The 19,681-nt window shown below is 67.3% G+C and carries 18 protein-coding genes and 3 pseudogenes; 11 read left to right on the top strand and 10 right to left on the bottom strand.

From position 1 onward, the window contains the following. Positions 1-52: 52 nt before the first annotated feature. From ABLG96_RS12835 to ABLG96_RS12850, 4 genes are all read right to left on the bottom strand, one after another. Positions 53-391, bottom strand: a complete 339-nt coding sequence (locus tag ABLG96_RS12835; protein WP_353647776.1) for a P-II family nitrogen regulator — start codon at positions 389-391, stop codon at positions 53-55. Further along, positions 388-1,821, bottom strand: coding sequence for an ammonium transporter (locus ABLG96_RS12840; protein ID WP_353647777.1), 1,434 nt, complete (start codon positions 1,819-1,821; stop codon positions 388-390). The genes ABLG96_RS12835 and ABLG96_RS12840 overlap by 4 nt, the downstream gene beginning before the upstream one ends. 233 nt (positions 1,822-2,054) lie before the next feature. Next, the gene (gene ftsY, locus ABLG96_RS12845) at positions 2,055-3,533 is read right to left on the bottom strand and encodes a signal recognition particle-docking protein FtsY (protein WP_353647778.1); all 1,479 of its coding nucleotides are present in this window, start codon (positions 3,531-3,533) and stop codon (positions 2,055-2,057) included. 250 nt (positions 3,534-3,783) lie between these two features. After that, complete coding sequence (locus ABLG96_RS12850) at positions 3,784-4,233, bottom strand: MarR family transcriptional regulator (protein ID WP_353647779.1); 450 nt, start codon at positions 4,231-4,233, stop codon at positions 3,784-3,786. A gap of 166 nt (positions 4,234-4,399) precedes the next feature. Here ABLG96_RS12850 and ABLG96_RS12855 point away from each other — a divergent pair, with 166 nt between their 5' ends. The 4 genes from ABLG96_RS12855 to ABLG96_RS12870 all read left to right on the top strand — a co-directional run bounded on the left by ABLG96_RS12855 (position 4,400) and on the right by ABLG96_RS12870 (position 8,732). Next, a complete protein-coding gene (locus ABLG96_RS12855; RefSeq protein ID WP_353647780.1) occupies positions 4,400-5,461 on the top strand; it encodes a sodium:calcium antiporter in 1,062 nt (353 codons plus the stop codon). Positions 5,462-5,522: 61 nt separating this feature from the next. After that, positions 5,523-8,042, top strand: a complete 2,520-nt coding sequence (locus ABLG96_RS12860) for a molybdopterin oxidoreductase family protein (RefSeq protein ID WP_353647781.1) — start codon at positions 5,523-5,525, stop codon at positions 8,040-8,042. After that, complete coding sequence (locus ABLG96_RS12865) at positions 8,042-8,515, top strand: hypothetical protein (RefSeq protein ID WP_353647782.1); 474 nt, start codon at positions 8,042-8,044, stop codon at positions 8,513-8,515. The genes ABLG96_RS12860 and ABLG96_RS12865 overlap by 1 nt, the downstream gene beginning before the upstream one ends. Before the next feature lie 34 nt (positions 8,516-8,549). Further along, positions 8,550-8,732: a hypothetical protein gene (locus tag ABLG96_RS12870; protein ID WP_353647783.1), complete on the top strand. Its 183-nt coding sequence runs from the start codon at positions 8,550-8,552 to the stop codon at positions 8,730-8,732. Positions 8,733-9,228: 496 nt separating this feature from the next. On the opposite strand, the pseudogene ABLG96_RS12875 reads toward ABLG96_RS12870, so the two are convergent. After that, a pseudogene (locus ABLG96_RS12875) lies at positions 9,229-9,425 on the bottom strand (aldo/keto reductase); the annotation flags it as partial. A 582-nt stretch (positions 9,426-10,007) separates the two neighbouring features. Next, complete coding sequence (locus tag ABLG96_RS12880) at positions 10,008-11,432, bottom strand: MBL fold metallo-hydrolase (RefSeq protein ID WP_353651489.1); 1,425 nt, start codon at positions 11,430-11,432, stop codon at positions 10,008-10,010. Positions 11,433-11,574: 142 nt separating this feature from the next. Here ABLG96_RS12880 and ABLG96_RS12885 point away from each other — a divergent pair, with 142 nt between their 5' ends. The 4 genes from ABLG96_RS12885 to ABLG96_RS12900 all read left to right on the top strand — a co-directional run bounded on the left by ABLG96_RS12885 (position 11,575) and on the right by ABLG96_RS12900 (position 14,000). Further along, complete coding sequence (locus ABLG96_RS12885; protein ID WP_353647784.1) at positions 11,575-12,369, top strand: GntR family transcriptional regulator; 795 nt, start codon at positions 11,575-11,577, stop codon at positions 12,367-12,369. After that, positions 12,366-12,713: a rhodanese-like domain-containing protein gene (locus ABLG96_RS12890; protein ID WP_353647785.1), complete on the top strand. Its 348-nt coding sequence runs from the start codon at positions 12,366-12,368 to the stop codon at positions 12,711-12,713. Before ABLG96_RS12885 ends, ABLG96_RS12890 begins: the two co-directional genes overlap by 4 nt. Further along, the gene (locus ABLG96_RS12895; RefSeq protein ID WP_353647786.1) at positions 12,710-13,582 is read left to right on the top strand and encodes a sulfite exporter TauE/SafE family protein; all 873 of its coding nucleotides are present in this window, start codon (positions 12,710-12,712) and stop codon (positions 13,580-13,582) included. The genes ABLG96_RS12890 and ABLG96_RS12895 overlap by 4 nt, the downstream gene beginning before the upstream one ends. A gap of 184 nt (positions 13,583-13,766) precedes the next feature. Continuing rightward, entirely contained in the window at positions 13,767-14,000 is a 234-nt protein-coding gene (locus ABLG96_RS12900) for an ANTAR domain-containing protein (RefSeq protein WP_353647787.1), read from the top strand. A gap of 577 nt (positions 14,001-14,577) precedes the next feature. On the opposite strand, the pseudogene ABLG96_RS12905 reads toward ABLG96_RS12900, so the two are convergent. Further along, positions 14,578-14,745 (bottom strand): annotated as a pseudogene (locus tag ABLG96_RS12905) (integrase core domain-containing protein); the annotation flags it as partial. A 12-nt stretch (positions 14,746-14,757) separates the two neighbouring features. Beyond that, positions 14,758-15,051, bottom strand: coding sequence for a DUF1330 domain-containing protein (locus ABLG96_RS12910; RefSeq protein WP_353647788.1), 294 nt, complete (start codon positions 15,049-15,051; stop codon positions 14,758-14,760). 133 nt (positions 15,052-15,184) lie between these two features. Here ABLG96_RS12910 and ABLG96_RS12915 point away from each other — a divergent pair, with 133 nt between their 5' ends. Then, the gene (locus ABLG96_RS12915) at positions 15,185-15,559 is read left to right on the top strand and encodes a helix-turn-helix domain-containing protein (RefSeq protein WP_353647789.1); all 375 of its coding nucleotides are present in this window, start codon (positions 15,185-15,187) and stop codon (positions 15,557-15,559) included. A 289-nt stretch (positions 15,560-15,848) separates the two neighbouring features. Here the strand turns inward: ABLG96_RS12915 and ABLG96_RS12920 are convergent, their stop codons facing one another. Then, positions 15,849-16,538, bottom strand: a complete 690-nt coding sequence (locus ABLG96_RS12920; RefSeq protein ID WP_353647790.1) for a phosphatase PAP2 family protein — start codon at positions 16,536-16,538, stop codon at positions 15,849-15,851. A gap of 380 nt (positions 16,539-16,918) precedes the next feature. Between ABLG96_RS12920 and ABLG96_RS12925 the strand changes: the two are divergent. Both ABLG96_RS12925 and ABLG96_RS12930 read left to right on the top strand, forming a co-directional pair. Further along, positions 16,919-17,517: pseudogene (locus tag ABLG96_RS12925) on the top strand (recombinase family protein). A gap of 297 nt (positions 17,518-17,814) precedes the next feature. Beyond that, the gene (locus ABLG96_RS12930; RefSeq protein ID WP_353647791.1) at positions 17,815-19,014 is read left to right on the top strand and encodes an MFS transporter; all 1,200 of its coding nucleotides are present in this window, start codon (positions 17,815-17,817) and stop codon (positions 19,012-19,014) included. A gap of 158 nt (positions 19,015-19,172) precedes the next feature. Here the strand turns inward: ABLG96_RS12930 and ABLG96_RS12935 are convergent, their stop codons facing one another. After that, positions 19,173-19,475: a hypothetical protein gene (locus tag ABLG96_RS12935; RefSeq protein ID WP_353647792.1), complete on the bottom strand. Its 303-nt coding sequence runs from the start codon at positions 19,473-19,475 to the stop codon at positions 19,173-19,175. Positions 19,476-19,681: the final 206 nt, after the last annotated feature.

The following is a 19,681-nucleotide window of genomic DNA, read 5'->3' on the forward strand; positions in this document are numbered from 1 at the left end:
CTCGCTGTGTGACTTCAGTTCCAGTGCTTCGTACGACTGCGGGTGACCGGGGTCAGAGCGCTTCCGAGCCGACTTCGCCGGTGCGAACCCTGGTGACAGATCCGACGTCCGTCGTCCAGACCTTGCCGTCACCGATCTTGCCGGTGCGGGCCGACTTGACGATCACATCGGTGACGTCGTCGGCATCCTCGTCGTCGACGAGGATCTCCAGTCGCACCTTGGGCAGGAGCTCGACGGTGTACTCGGCGCCCCGGTAGACCTCGGTGTGGCCGCGCTGGCGGCCGTACCCCGAGGACTCCGACACGGTCATGCCGTGCACCCCGAAGGCGAGCAGGGCTGCACGCACCTCGTCGAGCTTGAACGGCTTGATCACGGCGGTGACGAGCTTCATGCGGTGACCCCTTTCTCGATGTACGCGGGCGCGGCTGCGGTACCGGTGGCCTTGAGGATCCCACCGGACCCTCCGCTGCCGGAAACCTCGATGTCGTAGGCAGTTTCACCGTGCACCGTGATGTCGATGCCGTCGGCCTCGTCCTCTTCGGGAACCCGCCAACCGATCGTGTACTTGATCGCCAGCGCGATGATCGCGGTGAGCACGCCGGAGACCGCAACAGCAATGAGCGCCACCACGGTCTGGGTTCCCAGCTGGGTCCAGCCACCGCCGTAGAACAGGCCGTTCTGGGCACCGGGCGGAGCAAAGGTGGACAGCATCGGGTCGTCGGACGGCAGGTGTGCGAAGAACCCGATCAGGATCGTGCCGACCAGACCGCCCACCAGGTGGACGCCGACCACGTCGAGCGAGTCGTCGTAGCCGAAGCGGTACTTGAGGCTGACGGCCAGCGCACACAGTGCGCCGGCGATGAGCCCGATGAAGATGGCGCCGATGGAGTCGACCGCTGCTGCCGCCGGGGTGATGGCAACCAGACCGGCGACGACCCCGGAGGCAGCGCCGAGGGACGTTGCGTGCTTGTCGCGCAGCTTCTCGATCACCAGCCAGCCGAGCATGGCGGCCGCGGTCGCCACGGTGGTGTTGAGCCAGGCCTGACCGGCGATGCCGTCCGCCGCGAACTCAGAGCCGGCGTTGAAGCCGAACCAGCCGAACCACAGCAGCGCTGCGCCGAGCATCACCAGAGTGAGGTTGTGCGGCTTCATCGGCTCCTTGCCGAAACCACGACGCTTGCCGATGATGATCGCCAGGATCAGACCGGCCATTCCGGCGTTGATGTGGACCACGGTGCCACCGGCGAAGTCGATCGGCGTGGACATGCTGGTCGCGATCGGGCCGGTGCCACCCAGCCAGCCGCCGCCCCAGACCATGTGGGCGATCGGGAAGTAGACGATGGTCACCCAGATCGCGGCGAAGATCATCCAGGTGCCGAACTTGACGCGGTCGGCGATGGCGCCGCTGACCAGGGCAACGGTGATGATCGCGAACGTCATCTGGAAGCCGACGGCCACCGTCCACGGCACGCCGTACCCGGCCATCAGGCTGTTGGAGCTGAACAGGTCGGCTCCTGCGTCGTTCTTGATTCCCAGTGGGATGGCGTCGCTGAGGCCGTTGAGCCCGAAGAACTCGAACGGGTTGCCGATGATGCCGCCCTTGTCCGGGCCGAAGGTCATCGAGTAGCCCCACAGCACGTAGATGATGGCGACGACGCCCATGGCGCCGAACGACATCATCATCATGTTGAGGACCGACTTCGAGCGGGTCATGCCTCCGTAGAACAACGCGAGACCCGGCGTCATCAGCAGCACGAGTGCTGCCGCGAGGATCATGAACGCGGTGTTCCCCGAGTCGAGTTTGAATGCATCTTCGGGCATCAAGCCTCCAGGCCTGGTGTGGGTGGCGGAACGGCGCGAAGCCGTCAGCCGGTGACCTGATCACCGTGGTCGGGAGGTGTTGCGGTGGATGAGCGTTCGTGTTTCCGGGTGATGAACTAGGACCCGGAATGTGTTTCGGTCAGATGACGGGGATGTCCCGTCGGTGTGACGCAGCCCTCACTACAGAGCCGTTGGCGCAGTGAACCCGTTGTGGGCCAACGGATCCGGCAGGATCAGTCGCCCAACAGGGCGTCGACGAACGCGCCGGCCTCGAACGGCGCCAGATCGTCCGGTCCTTCACCCAGGCCGACGAGCTTGACCGGCACACCGAGTGCCCGCTGGACGGCGACCACGATGCCGCCCTTGGCCGTGCCGTCGAGCTTGGTGAGCACGATGCCGGTGATGTCGACGACCTCGGCGAAGACGCGGGCCTGCACGAGCCCGTTCTGGCCGGTGGTCGCATCGAGCACCAGCAGGACCTCGTCGACCTTCGCCTGCTTCTCGACGACTCGCTTCACCTTGCCGAGTTCGTCCATCAGCCCGGTCTTGGTGTGCAGCCGGCCTGCGGTGTCGATCAGCACCGCGTCGGCGCCGTCCGCGATGCCGCGCTTGACCGCATCGAAGGCGACCGCGGCCGGATCGGTCCCGGCCGCAGCGCGGACGACGGTGGCACCGGCGCGCTCCCCCCAGGTCTGAAGTTGATCGGCGGCAGCTGCCCGGAACGTGTCAGCGGCGCCCAGCACGACCGACCGGCCACCGGCGACAAGCACCCTGGCGAGCTTGCCGGTGGTGGTGGTCTTGCCGGTGCCGTTCACACCGACGACGAGCACCACCGACGGGCGGCCGTCGTGCGGCAGCGCACGGATGCTGCGGTCCATCGTCGGATCAACGGCCTCCACGAGCACCCGGCGCAGCAGGGCGCGGGCGCCGGCTGCGTCGGCGACACCGTGGGCGGCGACCTCGGCGCGGAGCTTCTCAGCGATCTCTGCGGACGACTGCGAGCCGAGGTCGGCCAGCAGCAGGGTGTCCTCGACGTCCGTCCAGGAGTCCTCGTCCATCGTGCCGGCGCCGAGCAGGCCGAGCATCGAACGACCGAAGGCGTTCTGCGACCGGCTCAGGCGGCCGCGCAGTCGGTTGAGCCGGCCGTCCGCCGGCGCGATCTCATCGACCTCGGTGTCGGTTACCGGCGGAGTCTCCAGGTCGGCAACCGGGGCGGGCTCGACCGGTGCCGGCTCGGGCTCGGGCGCCGGTTCGGGCTCTGGCGCCGGCTGCAGTTCGGGTTCGGGCTCTGGCGCCGGCTGCAGTTCGGGTTCGGGCTCCGGTGCCGGCTGCGGCTCGGGCTGCGGCTGCGGCTGCGGTTCGGGCTCGGGCTGCGGTTCGGGCTCGGGTTCGGGTTCGACGACGACCGGCACCGGCTCGGCAGCCTCAGTGGGCTCGCTCGGCGCCACTGTGATCGGCTCCGGGCCGGCCGGCGGTCGATCCAGGATCGACGTCCCGGATCCCCCGCCGTCAGAGAAGGAGATCGAGCCGCCCGCCTTGTATCCGCCGCCGCGGGGACGCTCGGGCGCGATGGTCTTCTCGACGGTCGACGCCTCGCCGGGGGTCAGCGAGACGCGTCGACGCTTGGCCAGCACCAACCCCACCGCGAAGACGACAGCGAGCACGACGATGACGGCGATGAGGATCCAGATCCAAGTGGGCACGGACGTCATCATCCCAAACCTCGGCCCGGCTGGAGAACCGTCAGTGCACCGCGGGGTGCCGCACGGGCGGCATCCCGACTCCCTCGTCGTTCGATCGGCGGAGATGTTCCGCCCAGGGACAGCGCACCCTCGTCGACACCACGCCCGGACCAGTTTCATCCAGGTGAACGAACTTCGTCCGGGATCGAGGTCTTGAGCGCTGTCCGTTCGGTGGGGTGTGCAGGCCGGTGACATGGTGGTGGTTGCTGTCGGCTCCGGGTCAGGCGTTGGTCCATCCCATGCCCCACAGATCGGTGTCTGTTGGTTCGCCGGCTGCCGCAGCGAACGCTTGCAAGGCCGGAATCAGCGCGGCGCTCTGCTTCAGTGTCATGGTCTCGCGCAGGCGCAGCAGTAGTTGCTCCAACGCTTCTCGGCGTCGTTCCATGACGCCCTCCACGAGGTGTCGACCGGCGGTTGTCAACGTCAGGTCCAGTTGACGGCGGTTGTCGGGATCCTGGGCCCGCACGATCAGGCCCTTGGCCTCCAGTCGCACGCAGAGCCGACTGGCTCTGGTCAGGTGCAGATCTGTGAACTCCGCGAGCTCGGACAGCGACACCGATCCGCGGCCGGCGATCACGACCAGTGCCCGGATGTGCAGCAGGTCGGCGACGTCCTGGACCGCGGCGATTGACCGGGCGCTGATGGCCACCAGCACTCGACTTGCGGCCATCAGAGCAGCTACGCCCTCATCGTCTGAGGTGTCACCCGCAGGCCTCGCCGATCGATCGATCATCCGACGAGTGTCACCGAGACGCTTGCGTTGCGCAACTGTTGCGGCGTAGACATGCGTCAGGACAGGACCGGTGTGGAAGCGCACCGGGAACGGAGGCGGTCGGGTGTCCTCGTGGCCATCGCTGGTGTTGCTGCTGATGTTCCTGGTGTCGGCGGCTGTCATTTGGGGTGCTGGGATCAAGCTGTCGGAGTACACCGATGTGCTGGCTGAGCGCATGCACCTCGGTCAGGCCCTCGGCGGCGTGGTGCTCCTCGCGGTGGCGACGAATCTGCCGGAGATCGCGATCACGGTCAGCGCCGCCATGTCCGGCGACGTGGAGGTGGCGGTCGGCAACATCCTCGGTGGGATCGCCCTGCAGACCGTCGTGCTCGTGCTGATCGACGCGTTCGGCACGCGGGAACGGAAACCGCTGACCTACTTGGCAGGCAGTCTCACCCTGTTGGTCGAGGCCGCCCTGGTGATCGCCGTCCTGTGCGTGGTGGTCGCCGGCAGCCAATTACCGGCCGATCTGATCGCCCTCCGGCTGACCCCGGGCCCCGTGCTCATCCTCGTCCTGTGGGTCGTGGGTCTGGGGCTCATCAGTGGCCCGGGCAGCCGACTGCCCTGGACCGACCGGGGCGAGGCCCCGGGCAGTCAGCAGAAGCCCCGCGGCCATTCCCGTACTGCCACCGAGCAGCGGGCCTCGGCCCGCAAGATCAGCACGACCAGAGCTGCCACGGTGTTCGGCGTTGCCGCACTGTTGACTCTCGGTGCGGGTGTCGTGATCGAGCGAAGTGGTGAAAGCTTCTTCGGCAACCTCGGGTTGTCCGGGATCCTTTTCGGGGCCACCGTTCTGGCCGCGGCGACGTCGCTGCCCGAGGTGTCCACCGGCCTCGCGGCGGCACGCAGCGGCGACTACAAACTCGCCATGGGCGACATCTTCGGCGGCAACGCCTTCCTGCCTGTGCTTTTTCTGCTTGTCACCCTGATCAGCGGTAAAGCCGTCCTTCCGCAAGCGCAGGCCGCCGACATCTATCTGACAGCCCTCGGCGCACTGCTGACCCTCGTCTACCTGCTCGGCCTGCTGTTCCGGCCCCGCCGGCAGGTCCTGCGGATGGGGGTGGACTCGCTGACGGTGCTCGTTCTGTACGCCCTGGGCGTCGTCGGTCTGATCGCGCTGCAATGACCCCCGGATTACGGCAGAGCGTCGAACTCAGCCCGAACCACAACCACCAGAAGGAGCTTCCATGACCGATCGCATCGCAGACATCTGGGGACAGCGGACGCCGCACGCGCGAGGGACGGTCTGGCCGGCCCGGGTGGACGAACATCTGGAGGCCGGCCTGACCGGAGCCGACGTCGACCGGTGGGTGCAGAGTGCGTGCGTGCTGTGCAGCAACGGTTGTGGCTGCGACATCGCGGTGAAGGACGGCCGGATGGTCGGTGTCCGGGGCAGGGCCACGGACGTGGTCAACCACGGGCGGCTCGGTCCCAAGGGCCTGTATGGCAGCACCCCATGGGCGTCCTCCCCCGACCGGCTGACCAGGCCCCTGATCCGGGAGAACGGTCGGCTTGTCGAGACGGACTGGCCGACAGCCATGGGCCGCATCGTGGCCCGCTCGCAGCAGCTGCTCGCCGAGAAGGGACCGCTCAGTCACGGCTTCTACACCACCGGGCAGATGTTCATCGAGGAGTACTACACCCTCGGCGTCTTGGGCAAAGCCGGCCTCGGAACGCCCCACATGGACGGCAACACCCGCCTGTGCACAGCCACCAGCGCCGCCGCGTTCAAGGAATCATTCGGGGCGGACGGCCAACCTGGGTCCTACACGGACATCGAGCACTGCGATGCGATTTTCCTCTACGGCCACAACATGGCGGAGACGCAGACCGTCCTGTGGATGCGCATCCTGGACCGCACCCGCGGCGAGGACCCGCCCGCCATCGTCTGCGTCGACCCCCGACGGACCCCGGTCGCTGAGGAAGCTGAACGCACCGGCGGCGTCCACCTGGCGCCCAGGGTGGGCACCAACCTGGCCCTGATGAACGGGCTCACCAGGGAACTGCTGAGCAACGGCTGGTACGACGAGACCTGGGTGCAGGAACACACCATCGGGCTGGCCGAGCTGCGCGCCGTGGTGGAGCCCTACACCCTGACCGCGGTCGCCGAGATCTGCGGTGTCGACGCCGACGAGCTCGCGCGGGCGGCCCGACTGTTCGGGACCAGCGAGAACGTGCTGTCCACCGTCCTGCAGGGTTTCTACCAGTCCCACCAGGCGACCGCTGCGTCCGTCGCTGTGCACAACCTGCACCTGCTGCGCGGCATGATCGGCCGGCCCGGGGCGGGAATTCTGCAGATGAACGGGCAGCCCACAGCGCAGAACAACCGCGAATGCGGAGCCGACGGCGACCTGCCCGGTTTCCGGAACTGGGACAACCCGGCCCACGTGCAGGAGCTGGCCGACCTGTGGAACGTCGATGTCGCCACCATCCCGCACTGGGCGCCACCCACCAACGCCATGCAGATCTTCGGCTACGCCGAGGACGGCACCATCGGTCTGCTGTGGATCTCGGCGACCAACCCGGCGGTGTCCATGCCCGAATCCGCCCGCATCCGCAAGATCCTCGGCGGCGACCAGTGCTTCGTCATCGTCCAGGATCTGTTCCTGACCGAGACAGCGCAGTACGCGGACGTCGTCCTGCCGGCAGCCGGGTGGGGGGAGAAGACCGGAAGCTTCACCAACGTCAACCGCACGGTGCACCTGTCGGAGAAGGCTGTCGACGCGCCGGGTGAGGCGAGGACCGACTTGGAGATCTTCCTGATGTACGCCGACGCCATGGACTTCCGGGACAAGGACGGAGCGCCCCTGATCAGGTGGCGGACCCCCGACGCGGCGTTCGACGCGTGGCGGGAAGCCACCCGCGGTCGCCCCGTGGACTACACCGGACTGTCGTACGAGAAGCTGCGCGGCCCGACCGGCATCCCGTGGCCGGTCAACGAACAGGCACCGGAGGGCACGGACAGGCTGTACACCGATCCGATATTCCCCACTTCCACCGAGCAGTGCGAAACCTACGGTCACGACCTGCTGACAGGTGCCTCCGTCACCGAACAGGAACACCGCGCGATGGCACCCGCGGGGCGGGCCTTCTTGAAAGGGTGCGCCTACACCCCGGCGCACGAACTGCCCAGTGAGGCGTACCCACTGCTGTTCACCACCGGTCGCACCGTCTACCAGTTCCACACCCGCACCAAGACCGCCCGGTCACGCTCCCTGCGGGAGGCGGCGCCGGACGCCTGGGTGGAACTGAATCCGACTGACGCCGAGCGCCACGGCATCAGTGAGGGCGATGTGGTGCGGGTCGAATCACCACGAGGGGCGATCGAGGTCAAGGCGCGGGTCGGACAGGTGATGCCCGGCGCCGTGTTCGCGCCCTTCCACTACGGCTCCTGGGATCTCGCGGACGTGACCCCTGCCAGCCAGTCGCGGCAGGCCAACGAACTCACCATGACCGTGTGGGACCCTGTGTCCAAGCAGCCCTACTTCAAGACCGCGGCCTGCCGCGTCACCAAGATCGCAGACGGTACCGGTCCCTCCCCGGCCCCCACCACGGCTGCATCCGCACCGGTCCGTGGGCACCTCCCCCCGACGCAGGGCGGCAGTCCGACCAGCAGCCGACTCGTCGACACACCGCGCTATCCGAACGACCCGTCCCAGGACACCGCAGGACCTGCACCCACCGAGACGATCGCCGGGAGACTCTGATGCCTCACGTTGCAACGTATGTCCGCCTCGCCCACCGCGGCGAGCAGACCCTGGCCGACTCCTTCCGACTGGTGGGCCAAGCCTTCGCAGCTGAAGCCGACGTCTTCCACACCTGCACGATGCTGGCAGGCATGAGTGACAAACACGTAGCCCGAATGGATCCGATCGCTCACCGGTACGAGCAGGACGGAGTGGGCGATGACGTCACAGAACCTGATCGGTTGCACGTGGACGGGTTGGAAGATGCTCGGGAAGGCCAGATCGGGTTGTTGCGAGACTTGCAGGACCTGTACGTGCTGGCCACATTCGTGCAGACCACCTGGACCGTGCTCGCTCAAGGCGCTCAGGGCCTCCGCGACAAGGACCTGCTGCAACTGGCCACCGACGCAAACACCGAGACGTCGCAGCAGCTGGCCTGGCTGAACACCCGGATGAAGGCGGCCGCGCCCCAAGCGCTGATCGTTGCGCCCTGAACCCTCCGTACGGGCTGTGCCTCCGGTACCGCAGATGTACGACGAGATCCATGATCAAGACCGACACCGCTACATGGTCGACCAGATCGCTGCCGAGTTCGGGGTCACTCGGCCCACCATCTATCCGCAGCGTGCCGCCGAGGCGGATCTGTATCGAAAGTGGTTCCGCACCAACAAGATCGTGACTACCACCTGCCCAATGCCCGCAACGAGGTAGACGGTGATATTGCCGTCGTCGGCGACGTCGTGCTGGCCGGCACCGGTCACCGCACCGAACCGGCGGCCCATCGGGGAGGCGGCAGCGGCGCTGGGCCGCGAGGTAATCTCGCTACAGCTCTGCGACCCGCACTGCCACCACCTCGACGTGGCGCTGTTCGCGTTGCACGACAACAACATCGCCAACCCGCCCGAAGTTTCGACCAGCAGAGCAGAATGGACCTGGCGCGGCGATTCCCGGACGCGATCATCGTCGACCGCGCCAATGCCGACGGGTTCGGACTGAACTCGGTGTCCGACGGTGTGAACGTCGTCGTCGAGCACATGACGTAGGGGCTCATCACCCAGTTGACGGCAACCGGCTACGACCCACACCCGACCGATCTGTCGGAGCTGCACAGGGCCGGATGCGGCGCCAAGTGCGGTACCCAGGAGATCCGCCGGCCGCCCGTCACCCCCCTCCAATCTTGAGCACCGACGCGGTACCGCATGGACTGTGTTCCGGTGAGGACGCCCTTGCCGAGTGTGCTCAACGGCACAAAGCCGATGCCGAGGTCGGCGCAGGTGGGAACCACGTCGGTTTCTAGTTCACGTGTCCACAGGGAGTACTCGCTCTGGACCGCGGTGACCGGGTGAACGGCAGGGCACGGCGGATCGTGGCGGCCGACGCCTCCGACAAGCCGAAGTGGCGCACCTAGAACCTCCATCATCGGAGACCTCGACACCCACCCCGCAGCCACCCCCGGGCAGACCCGGCAGTCAGGCACTACACCCTCGATTGTGAAGCGCCCCAATACGTACTGATGGAGACCGCCGGAAACTCCGTTCGAGGGACAGTCCCGTCCGGTGGCGGCTCTGCTGAACACGCTCGGCCCTGGGCGCCGACGTGCCGAATGGCCAAGTTCTTCGGCACCCTTGGTGCGCGCCGCACGGCATCTGTCACTACCGGGGGTGCCGAAGGGTTTCGTCGAATGGCGCCTCATTCGAAGGCGACATGCCCGACCGTGTCAGCGGTTCCGCCCGAGAAGGCGATCGCTGAAGGTGCGGGGGCGGGTGGCTCAGGGTTCCGGTATGTGTCCGGGGCAGCGGTCGGCGCGGGGGACCTTGCGCATCACTTGGTCGACGTGTTGTCCGCATCCGGCCCAGGTGGTCTTTCCGCATTTCTTGCAGTGCACTGCTCGGCACATCCAGGGGCTCCTTGTTCGTGGGAGGAACGACGGCGGTTCTCCGCGCTGTCGTCGTGCTCGGGAGGATCGGTCTCCGGGTGCGGTCGGGATCAGTGCTGTGCGGAGGCCGGGGTCGCGTCCGTGAGCCCCTGCTCGACGGCGTTGTCGAAGTCGTCGTCGATCAGGACGACGTCGCGGCCGGCGCGGGCGAGCAGGCTGGCGGCGATGGAGGACCGGAATCCGGACGCGCAGTGAACCCACAACCGGCCGGCGGGTAGGTCGTCGAGGTGCTGCAGCAGGGAGTGCAGCGGCTGATGGGCGGAGCCGGTGATGTGGTTCTCGGCCCGTTCGTCGTTACGACGCACGTCCAGAATTACCTGGCCGGTCGAGTCGTGCTGGTGATGCTCGCTGTGCGGGTGGTGATGGCCGTGGTCCAGGCCGAGGCTGTGGGTGGCTTCGGCGAACGTCACCCGCGGGTAGCTCGCGAGATGACCGGCGGCCAGCTCGTCGATGTCGCCGACAGCTGCACCCTCGGGGTGGTCGATGCCGATCCTGGCCAACTGTCGCTGCGCGTCGGTGATCTGCTCGGCGCTCTCACCCAGGAGGGTCAGGTTGTCACCCCAGGGCATCAGCCAGCCCAGGTAAGTGGCGAACTGTCCGCCCAGAGCGATGCTCACGGTCCCTTCGACGTGCGCGGCGGAGTACGCAGTGCGTTCCCGGAGGTCGACGACCCATTCGCCGGCAGCGATTCGCTGGTGCAAATGCTCGGGATCGACCTGTTCCGGCGCCGACAGGTCCATCGGGCCGGGCCCCTGGCGATTCAGCGGGGCCATGTGCGCGTAGTAGGCAGGGTAGGCGGTGAGGTTGGCGATGAGGCCCGCCACGAACGTTTGCTCATCCTGGGTTGTCAGAGCATCGTTTCGGGTCCGCTCCTTTCCGATGGTGCTGGCATCACCACCGGTTGCGGAACCCGACGAGCAGAAGGAACCGAAACCGTGGGTGGGATACACCTGCACGTCGGCATCCAGGAGTTCGGACAGTCGCCGCGCCGAGCGGTACTGGGCGTGGGTGAGTTCCTCGGTGCGCGCCGGGTCGATCAGGTCGGTGCGACCCACCGAACCGAAGAGCAGCGAGCCACCGGTGAAGACGGCTCCCGGATCCTCGGAACCGATCTCTTCGATGTGGTAGGCGAGGTGGGTGTCGGTGTGGCCCGGCGTGGCGATCACGGTGACCTTGAACCGTCCGGCCTCCATGACGTCTCCGTCGTGAGCGGGCGTGCGGTCGAAGGACACCGTGTCGGCGCCGGAGAGCACGTACTGCGCTCCGGTCTGCCGGGCCAGCAGGTACCCGCCGGTGACGTAGTCGTTGTGCACATGCGTCTCCAACACCATGACGCAGCGGACGCCCCGATCGGACAGGATCGCCTCGATGCGATCAATGTCCCGCTGCGGGTCGATCACGATGGCGGTCGTGTCGTCTGCGACCACGTAGCTGCGATCACCCAGCTCGCTGGTGTCCACCACATCGACGGTCATCGTCACGGGAAGTTCCTCTCGTCGGTGAAACCGGGGTGCTGTACGGTACGAACAGCTAATGTCCGTACATTACGTTTTGAAGGTGCGAATGGCAACGAGGGGCTCGCGGGCACGTCCGCAGCCGGCACGAGAGGTGACCGAGATGAGCGATGCCGACGGGGCCGGTTCGACCCGTGACCTTCCGGGCGCCGGTCCGCTGTGGTCGAAGCTGCGTGTCAATCTGGAGAACCGGCTGGCCGAGGGCGACTTCAACGACGCCTTTCCCGGTGAGCTCGCCCTGGCCCGCGAGTACGGGCTGAGTCGGCACACGATCCGAGAAGCGTTGCGCGGGCTACGCCGTGACGGACTGGTGACCGCGGCCCGCGGACGTACCTCCCGGGTCGCGGAGACCGCCATCGAGCAACCCATGGGGGCGCTCTACAGCCTGTTCACCTCGGTGGAGTCGGCCGGTATCGAGCAGTACAGCCACGTCCGACGCCTGGACATCCGCACCGACAAGGACGCCGCCGCACATCTGGGTATCGCTGAGGACACCCCACTCGTCTACCTCGAACGACTCCGCATGGCCGACGACGAACCCCTGGCCGTCGACCGGGTGTGGCTGCCCGCCACCCGCACCCGGCCCTTGCTGGATGCCGATTTCGGCCACACCTCCTTGTACGAGCAGCTCAGGATCAGCTGCGGTATCCGGCTCACCGGAGGGCGAGAGCGGATCCGGGCCGTCGTCCCCACCGCCTCGGAACAGTTGCTGCTGGGCTGCCCTCCCGAGGTCGCCGCACTGGCCGTGGACCGGTTGGGGTGCGCCGACGGCGAAGCTGTCGAATGGCGCCAGACCCTCATTCGCGGCGACCGATTCAGCCTCACCGCCCAATTCACCCCGCACACCTACAGGTTCGGAAACACCGACCCGACAGCACTCGAAGGAGAACCCAGATGAGCGCTCCCGATCAGTCCCTGAACAACATCGCCCCCGATGTGGCCGCCCGCCTCATCGACAACGGGGAAGCACGGCTGCTCGACGTCCGGGAGGACGACGAGTGGCAGGCCGGTCACAGTCCCTCGGCGATCCACCTCCCACTGGGGCAACTCGACCCCGCGGAAGTGGCCGATGACCTACCCGTTATCACCGTCTGCCGATCCGGGGGCCGCTCGGCGAAGGCCGCCGCCGCACTGGCCGCCGCCGGCCACCGGGTAAGCAACCTCGAGGGAGGCATGCGGGCCTGGTCGGCCGCCGGGCTCCCCGTCCGCACCGACGACGGCTCACCCGGGAGTGTGGTGTGACTGTTTGGATCGCGCTGGGCCTCGGTGTGCTCATCGGAGCATTTCTGGGAGCCCTCGGCGGCGGCGGCGCCATCCTGACGGTCCCCGCCCTGGTGTATCTGTTGCACCAGACCGCGCAGGATGCCACCACCAGCAGCGTCATCATCGTCGGCGCCGCAGCAGTCACCGGCATGATCGGCTACGCCCGCAGCGGACACGTCCGCTGGAGGCTCGGGCTGGTGTTCGGTGCTGCAGGCATCCTCACCGCCTACGCCGGCACCGCCCTCGACCGGCAGGTCGACCAGCACTGTCTGTTGATTGGCTTTGCCGCCGTCACGCTCGCCGCCGCCACCGCCATGCTGCTGCGCTCCCCGACTCGTACCGAGGTCAGCGCCGAGCCGGTCCCTGTGACTGCCGGCACCGCGCCGATCCCACTCGTCGGCGACACCGCTGGCGATCCACCCGCGGCTGGCGTCAGCACCGACCCGGCACTGCCAGGATTTCCTCGATGGTTCGCGCGACCGGCCGTGAAGATCATTCTGGCCGGACTTGGGGTCGGATTCCTCACCGGTTTCTTCGGCGTGGGCGGCGGATTCGTCATCGTCCCCGCCCTGGTGCTGCTGTTCGGCCTACCGATGCCGGTGGCGGCGGCCACCTCGTTGCTGATCATCGCGGTCAACTCGGTGGTGTCCCTCGCCGCCAGAGTGAGCACGGCACATTTCAACTGGTCGATCATCGTGCCGTTCACCATCGCCGCCATGACGGCTTCCCTCGCCGGCAAACTCATCGCCGGCCGACTGCCGGACAAGATCCTCACCCGCACATTCGCCGTCCTGCTCATCGCGATCGGCGTGTTCGTCGCGGTTCAGAACATCACCCAGCTCGCCTGATCACCATCACCCGATGCTCACCCGAAACCGACCATGCACCAACATCTCTGAGGAGAAACATGACTTCCAACGCCGACCGGGCTTCTGGCGTGCGGTCGGGCCCTCGCATGACTGCACCTGCTCCGCAAGGCGGGTGACCTGCGCGGCGTCTCATAGGAGAACCGAACTGGCCACGGTCACTGCTATGGCTATTGCCGCGACCCTGCGCAACTATGGTGATGTCACCCTGACCGACCAGCTGCAGGAAGCGTTGAACAGCCGATCAATCATCGACCGGGCCATCGGCATCATCGTTGCCACCCAACACATCTCGCCAGTAGAGGCGTTCACCGCTCTGCGTAAACAATCGCAGAACGGCAACACTCGACTGGCAACGATCGCGCGACAACTGGTCGACGGCTACACCCAGGCTGACTGAGATCCGCAGTGTGAACGGCTGCGGGCGCACGCTTTTCGACTCCCGCAGCCCCGACGCGACCCAACCCGGGATCAGACGGCACCGTGCACCCGAGTACCCCTTCAGCTCGGCATCTCACACGCACCCGAGATGAGCGTCGACTTACCTCAGTGGGTCCGCCTCTCAGCACCAGCGCACCAGCGCCCCTGGCAACCGCCATCGGTGGACCCCCTCCCCGATGGCAACACGGCGCCCGGCGCTGATACGGAAACGATCTTGAGCTCAGCCGGTCAACGCATCATGCCTGACACAACGATTGTCTCGTAGCGGCTTTCCTGACCTGCAGTCGCGTCCGACACGAAGGGCCCTTCGCTGAGCAGCTGTAGGTAGGCCTCGTTCTGACTGATCTGCTGCGGCGACCAGTCCCAACCCAGCTGCACCTCGACCACCCGACGCAGATCACAGCCGCCGACAGCTTCGATGCCTTCGGCCGCCGACCACGATCGAACGCAGCAGCATCGGCCACCCCGGCCCGATACCGACCGGCACCACCGTTGCGAGTGACGGTTCTCGACCTCTCCTGGGATGATCTGGCCGAGGCTGAATGCCGCCGACGCCGGTGGTAGATGACCTCGATCCACGAGCCGACAGCGGCGGTTGCCTCTTCGCGGGTGGCGAACTGGTGCCGCCGGTAGAACTCGGTCTTGAGCGACGACCAGAACGATTCCTGCTACGCGTTGTCCCAGCACCCCAGTGACGATCCGACGAGGCCCCTCGGTCAGTCGATGCCTTCGACGATGCGGAAATCGCGCTCGACCCCGTCGGAAAGGATGCTCAGCGCCTCTTGGTAGGCCGCACTCTCGCGCACCGCGACGGCCTGCTCGAAGCTGTCGAACTCGATCAGGACGGTGCGCTCGGCGATTCCGGCATCATGCGCCACGACCCGACCGCCACGGACAAGGACCCGACCACCCCCGGCCTTGACGGCCGGAGCGGCCAGTTTGTTGTAGGCAGCCAACTTCTCAGGGTCTGAAATGCTGCGGTAGGCGCTGACCCAGTAGCCCTTGGGCATGGAACCTCCAGTGTTGGATGACAGTGCATGTCGTCGTCGTAAGGGATGCCGGCGGGACGATCCACGGTCGCTTCGGAATCCGAGGCGCGGGTTGAGGGTGGCATGCTTTGCTTTCAGAAGCAATACTTCTCGCATGGTCAGCATCCCAACCCCCGGTCACCCGGTTCGCGGCTCGACCACCGGACGCCCGATCATGGCGCTGTTCGATCTTGTCGGACGGCGGTGGGCGCTGCGCGTCGTCTGGGAACTGCTTGACGGTGACGCCACATTTCGCGGACTCGCGCACCGCTGTGACGACGTGTCCTCCAGCGTGTTGCGCGACCGGCTGCGCGACCTCACGGCCGCCGGGATCGTCGAGCGGGGGGACGGGGGCTATCGCCTCACCGTCGACGGCCGCGAGCTCGTAGAGCTGTTGCGTCCACTCGGGCAGTGGTCACAGCGGTGGGCTGCGCGTGAGCACTCAGTGGAGAACGGGCACGCCCGCAGCTCGAGCGAGGAGGTCCATTGAGCTCGGAGGACTGTGCCAAGCGAGTCCAGGACAGAACCCGGCGCCCCAGAGCACTACTCCGACAGCGACGGCGTGACCACGAACCACAGGGACTACGGAACCCTCCGGCGGGGTGGCTGGAAAGTCACCGTGACAGCAGGTACTTGCTGGCGCTGATCGTCTGCCAGTCTCGGTGGCAGCTTCAGGCTCCCGCCCGGCGCTGACATCGACCACCTCGAACTGACCACTTGCTGAGCGGGTCCGACGGCACGAACGGCCGCCGATTTCGGGGGTTCCTGGGTGCTGTCGCTCAGCTGATCGGCGGTGTTCGAGCACAGGATCCGACGGCCCGGGCCGGACGGCACCGGTCCCACGCCGCTGCCGCTGCGATCGAGATCGTCAGCACCAGGACACTCCCGGCCACGTCCAGGACGTAGTGGTTGCCGGTGGCGACAACGACAGCGACCATGATGACGGGGAACAGCCAGGCAAGGAACGCGAGCCGCGGATACTTGCCGCGCAGCGCCAACCACACGGCGTAGGCGCACAACGCCGACCATCCGACGTGCAGGCTGGGCATTGCCGAGAAGTGATTCCGACCGTTCGACAGATCGCGCGAGGCGCTGCCCGCGACGTGGTCGTGTTCGGCCACGATGTCGATGATCCCGGGCAGGGCGAACCGGGGCGGAGACATCGGCACCAGCCAGAACACCAACAACGCCAGCGGCGCCATCGCCAGCAGGGTGCGGCACAGGGTGCGGTACACATCGGCCCGGAAGAAGAGCAGCCACAGCAACACCCACGCCAGCGGCACGTAGTACAGCCGGTAGTACAGCACCGCAGCCTGCAACGGCACCGGATGCTCAGCCAGCCAATGGTTGGCTGCCGCCTCGATGTCCAGGTTCAGCCCGCGTTCCACCGATTGCAGGGCGTGTGCGTTCGCCGCCGCCGCCGCGACGTCCGTGCCCGCAAGGTTGTGCAGCCACGAGAACAAAACCATTGCCACGACCAGACCGGCCAGCTCAGCCGCTGGTCGACGCCACCTGCGCCCGGCTCGGCGCAAGGGTCGGCTCAGCTGATCCGACGGTTCGCCGCCGTTCACAACGCCACCATCCTGGCGACGCTACCGAGGCCGGCCAGAGGGATCGTCTACCGACGCCCGCGACCACCCTCGCCTTCGGGCGACATCACCATCCATAACACTGACCGGCCGCAGGACAACCAGCCTGCCGTCCCTCGTCCACCGCCGGCCGGACGTCAGCGAACGCCATCGTTTGCGTTACAACCTGGCCCGCCACCCGTCGCAGCAGGTCAAGTTTGTAAAGCAACCCGTGTAGACACATAAGTCACGCGCTTGGGGGTTTGCGTTACGGTCCGGGCTTGCGCATCGGCTACGGCAGGGTCTCCACCCGCGACCAGCACCCCGAAGCGCAGCACGACGCGCTCACCGCGGCCGGCTGCGAGCAGATCTTCATCGACACGCCTCCGGCAAACTGACCCGCCGACCCCAGCTCGAGCGAGCCCACGCCCGTCGCCGGCCGCAAGGCGACCAGCTCGTCATCACCAAGCTCGACCGGCTCGGCCGATCGCTCGAACACCTCATCGACCTGTCCCAGGACCTGCACACCCGCGCGGTCGACCTGGTCGTCCTCGATCAGGGCATCGACACCTCCACCGCCGTCGGCCGGATGTCCTTCCAGATCCTCGGCTCCATCGCCGAGTACGAACACGCCCTCATGCCCGAACGCACCCGCGACGGCCTCGCCGCCGCCCGAGCTCGCGGCCACACCGGCGGCCAGAAACCCAAGCTCGGCACCCGCCAGGCCCGGGTAGCCCGGCAGATGTACGACGAAACCGACGACCAAGGCCGGCACCGCTCCACCGTCGCCCAGATCGCCACCGAGTTCGGCGTCACCCGACCCACCATCTACCGCTACCTGGACCAGCAGGCCGAACCGTCGAAAACCGATACCGGGTAGGGATCCGTGACCGGGCGCTCGTGCCGCAGCACACACCAAAAATCGAGATTGTCGTGTTGCTCTCTCTGATCCCACAGGCCCAGCACGTCCTCGGCTTTGGCCACGCTTGCCCTGGTCTGTTCAAACAGGCCAACTTGGTCCTTGACAGTGCTGCTGAGAAGATCGGTCACGAGATCGCTGCGAAGGTGGCCGTTGCCGGTATGCCTGACCCGGGAGTACCGGGTCGACGACGGCAATCCTGAGCTGAGAGGCCGGCGGAGAGCGTGCTGCTATTGGACGGGAAGAGCAGTTAACTCGGTGCGCGGACGAACCTCACGGTTGCCTTGGCTGGCGTTGACGTTGATGGCTGCCGCCGTCTTCGCCGCAATCACCACCGAGGTACTTCCGGTCGGGCTTTTACCCGTCATCAGCCGGGATCTGGCCACAAGCGAGTCCAACGTCGGACTGCTGGTCTCGGCATATGCCGTCGTTGTAGCACTCGGTTCGATCCCGTTGGCCGCGTGGCTCGCCCGTTGGCCGCGTCGGACTGTGCTCTGCGCGCTGTTGACGATCTACGCGTTGAGCAACGCAGTGATGGCCGTCGCCGACGACTACTGGGTCGCGCTGGCGGCGCGGCTGCTGGGCGGGCTGGCCCACGCAGCCTTTTTCGGTGCGGTGTTCGGCGCCGCAGTGAGCCTCGCGCCCGTCGGCAGTGCCGGCAGAGCGATCTCGTTCGTCGGTGCAGGGAACGTACTCGCGTTGGCGCTCGGCGTCCCGCTTGGAACGGCGCTGGGCACCGCGCTGAGCTGGCGGTGGGTTTTCGTGGGCGCCGCGCTGCTGATGGCCGTGCTGGCCGTGCTGGCCCTGCTGGTGCTTCCACCGAGCCAGTTGGCGCCCGCCCACACCGAGCAGACACCTGTACTCACGGCGGTGCGGAGCCGGCCCATCGCCCTCGTGGCGGCCATGACCGCCTTGCTGACTTTCGGGCACTTCACGACCTACACCTACATCACCCCGTTGTTGCGGCACGCCGGGATCAACGGCGACCGCGTCAGCCTGGTGCTGCTTGGCTACGGACTGGCCGGCATTATTGGCTTGGCGCTGTCGAGCCGCGTCGTCGACCGGCGTCCCCAGATCGGGCTGCGATGCGCGATCATCTTGGACTCGACGAGCCTGGTAGCCCTGGCCATCTTGCCGAGCGTGACCCCCACCGTGATCTGGACTGTGCTCTGGGGACTGTCCTTCGGCGCCCTGCCGACTCTGGTCCAAGCGGTGGCCCTGCGGGCCGCACCGGGGGCGCCGGACGCCGCCCCAGCGGTGGTCAACTCGATGTTCAATGTCGGCATCGCCGGCGGAGCGCTGTTGGGCGCCCGGGAGGTGGCTGCCGCCGCCCTTCCGGTCATGGCCCTGACCGGCGCCGTTCTCGTCGCCGGTTCGCTGATCCTGTTGCGGGCCGCCGGCCGACCAACCCGCCCAGCCGACCCGACCGGGCCCGAGCGGACATCGACGGCCAGCTGACCGCACCGCCTGCCCGCTGCGGATCGCAGCCTGCCCCGATTGGAAATGGCCCAGCAGGAACCGACCGGCGTTGCGGCGGATGTGGAGAACGGACGGTTGTGGACAGCCGCCAGCTCGGGGCCCGGCCCCGTGTGGGACGGGCCCCCTACGTGCCCGCGTCAGCAGCGGGCGGGCGTCGGCGGCAGGACCAGGTCTCCCAATGCACGGACCCGGCTCCAAGTGGTGACCTGCTGCTCATAGGCCTCGCGGTCCAGGGCGACCCAGTACACCCGGCCGATCCGGACGACCAGGTTCCCGTCTCGGTTGGAGGCGCCCGAGGTGTCCATGCCACGGGCGAGGACCGCCATTACCGGCTCGGCGGCGATCCCGGCGGCAACACCGCCGGTGCCGGGCCGCAGGTTCCGGGCGTAGAACGGGGCTCCCTCGGTGATCCAGGCGCCGGCGTAGGTGTTGACTGCCATCAGGTCGTGCAGGTGAATCAGAGCTGCTCCCGACCCGGACGGTGACGATCGATCCGCGGCCGATGCCGTGGGTGTCGATGGTGACGACCTGACGGCCGGCGAGGTTGATCGTGGCCGAGATGATCTGCGTGGCGATGCGCTCGGTCATGGTTCCCGGTCCTGTCTGCATCAGCTCGTTCTGCTGATGCGCGGAGGAGGTGTGGGGG

Source organism: Nakamurella sp. A5-74, assembly GCF_040438885.1.
Classification (GTDB): domain Bacteria; phylum Actinomycetota; class Actinomycetes; order Mycobacteriales; family Nakamurellaceae; genus Nakamurella.

What these genes read in the sequence shown, in the direction of transcription:
- ABLG96_RS12915 (WP_353647789.1), top strand. Translation starts at nt 15,185, where the DNA reads ATGGTCAGCATCCCAACCCCCGGTCACCCGGTTCGCGGCTCGACCACC.
- ABLG96_RS12835 (WP_353647776.1), bottom strand. Translation starts at nt 391, where the DNA reads ATGAAGCTCGTCACCGCCGTGATCAAGCCGTTCAAGCTCGACGAGGTG.
- ABLG96_RS12860 (WP_353647781.1), top strand. Translation starts at nt 5,523, where the DNA reads ATGACCGATCGCATCGCAGACATCTGGGGACAGCGGACGCCGCACGCG.
- ABLG96_RS12840 (WP_353647777.1), bottom strand. Translation starts at nt 1,821, where the DNA reads ATGCCCGAAGATGCATTCAAACTCGACTCGGGGAACACCGCGTTCATG.
- ABLG96_RS12900 (WP_353647787.1), top strand. Translation starts at nt 13,767, where the DNA reads ATGGCTATTGCCGCGACCCTGCGCAACTATGGTGATGTCACCCTGACC.
- ABLG96_RS12880 (WP_353651489.1), bottom strand. Translation starts at nt 11,432, where the DNA reads ATGACCGTCGATGTGGTGGACACCAGCGAGCTGGGTGATCGCAGCTAC.
- ABLG96_RS12890 (WP_353647785.1), top strand. Translation starts at nt 12,366, where the DNA reads ATGAGCGCTCCCGATCAGTCCCTGAACAACATCGCCCCCGATGTGGCC.
- ftsY (WP_353647778.1), bottom strand. Translation starts at nt 3,533, where the DNA reads ATGACGTCCGTGCCCACTTGGATCTGGATCCTCATCGCCGTCATCGTC.
- ABLG96_RS12850 (WP_353647779.1), bottom strand. Translation starts at nt 4,233, where the DNA reads ATGGCCGCAAGTCGAGTGCTGGTGGCCATCAGCGCCCGGTCAATCGCC.
- ABLG96_RS12910 (WP_353647788.1), bottom strand. Translation starts at nt 15,051, where the DNA reads ATGCCCAAGGGCTACTGGGTCAGCGCCTACCGCAGCATTTCAGACCCT.
- ABLG96_RS12935 (WP_353647792.1), bottom strand. Translation starts at nt 19,475, where the DNA reads ATGGCAGTCAACACCTACGCCGGCGCCTGGATCACCGAGGGAGCCCCG.
- ABLG96_RS12920 (WP_353647790.1), bottom strand. Translation starts at nt 16,538, where the DNA reads ATGGTTTTGTTCTCGTGGCTGCACAACCTTGCGGGCACGGACGTCGCG.
- ABLG96_RS12885 (WP_353647784.1), top strand. Translation starts at nt 11,575, where the DNA reads ATGAGCGATGCCGACGGGGCCGGTTCGACCCGTGACCTTCCGGGCGCC.
- ABLG96_RS12870 (WP_353647783.1), top strand. Translation starts at nt 8,550, where the DNA reads ATGTACGACGAGATCCATGATCAAGACCGACACCGCTACATGGTCGAC.
- ABLG96_RS12865 (WP_353647782.1), top strand. Translation starts at nt 8,042, where the DNA reads ATGCCTCACGTTGCAACGTATGTCCGCCTCGCCCACCGCGGCGAGCAG.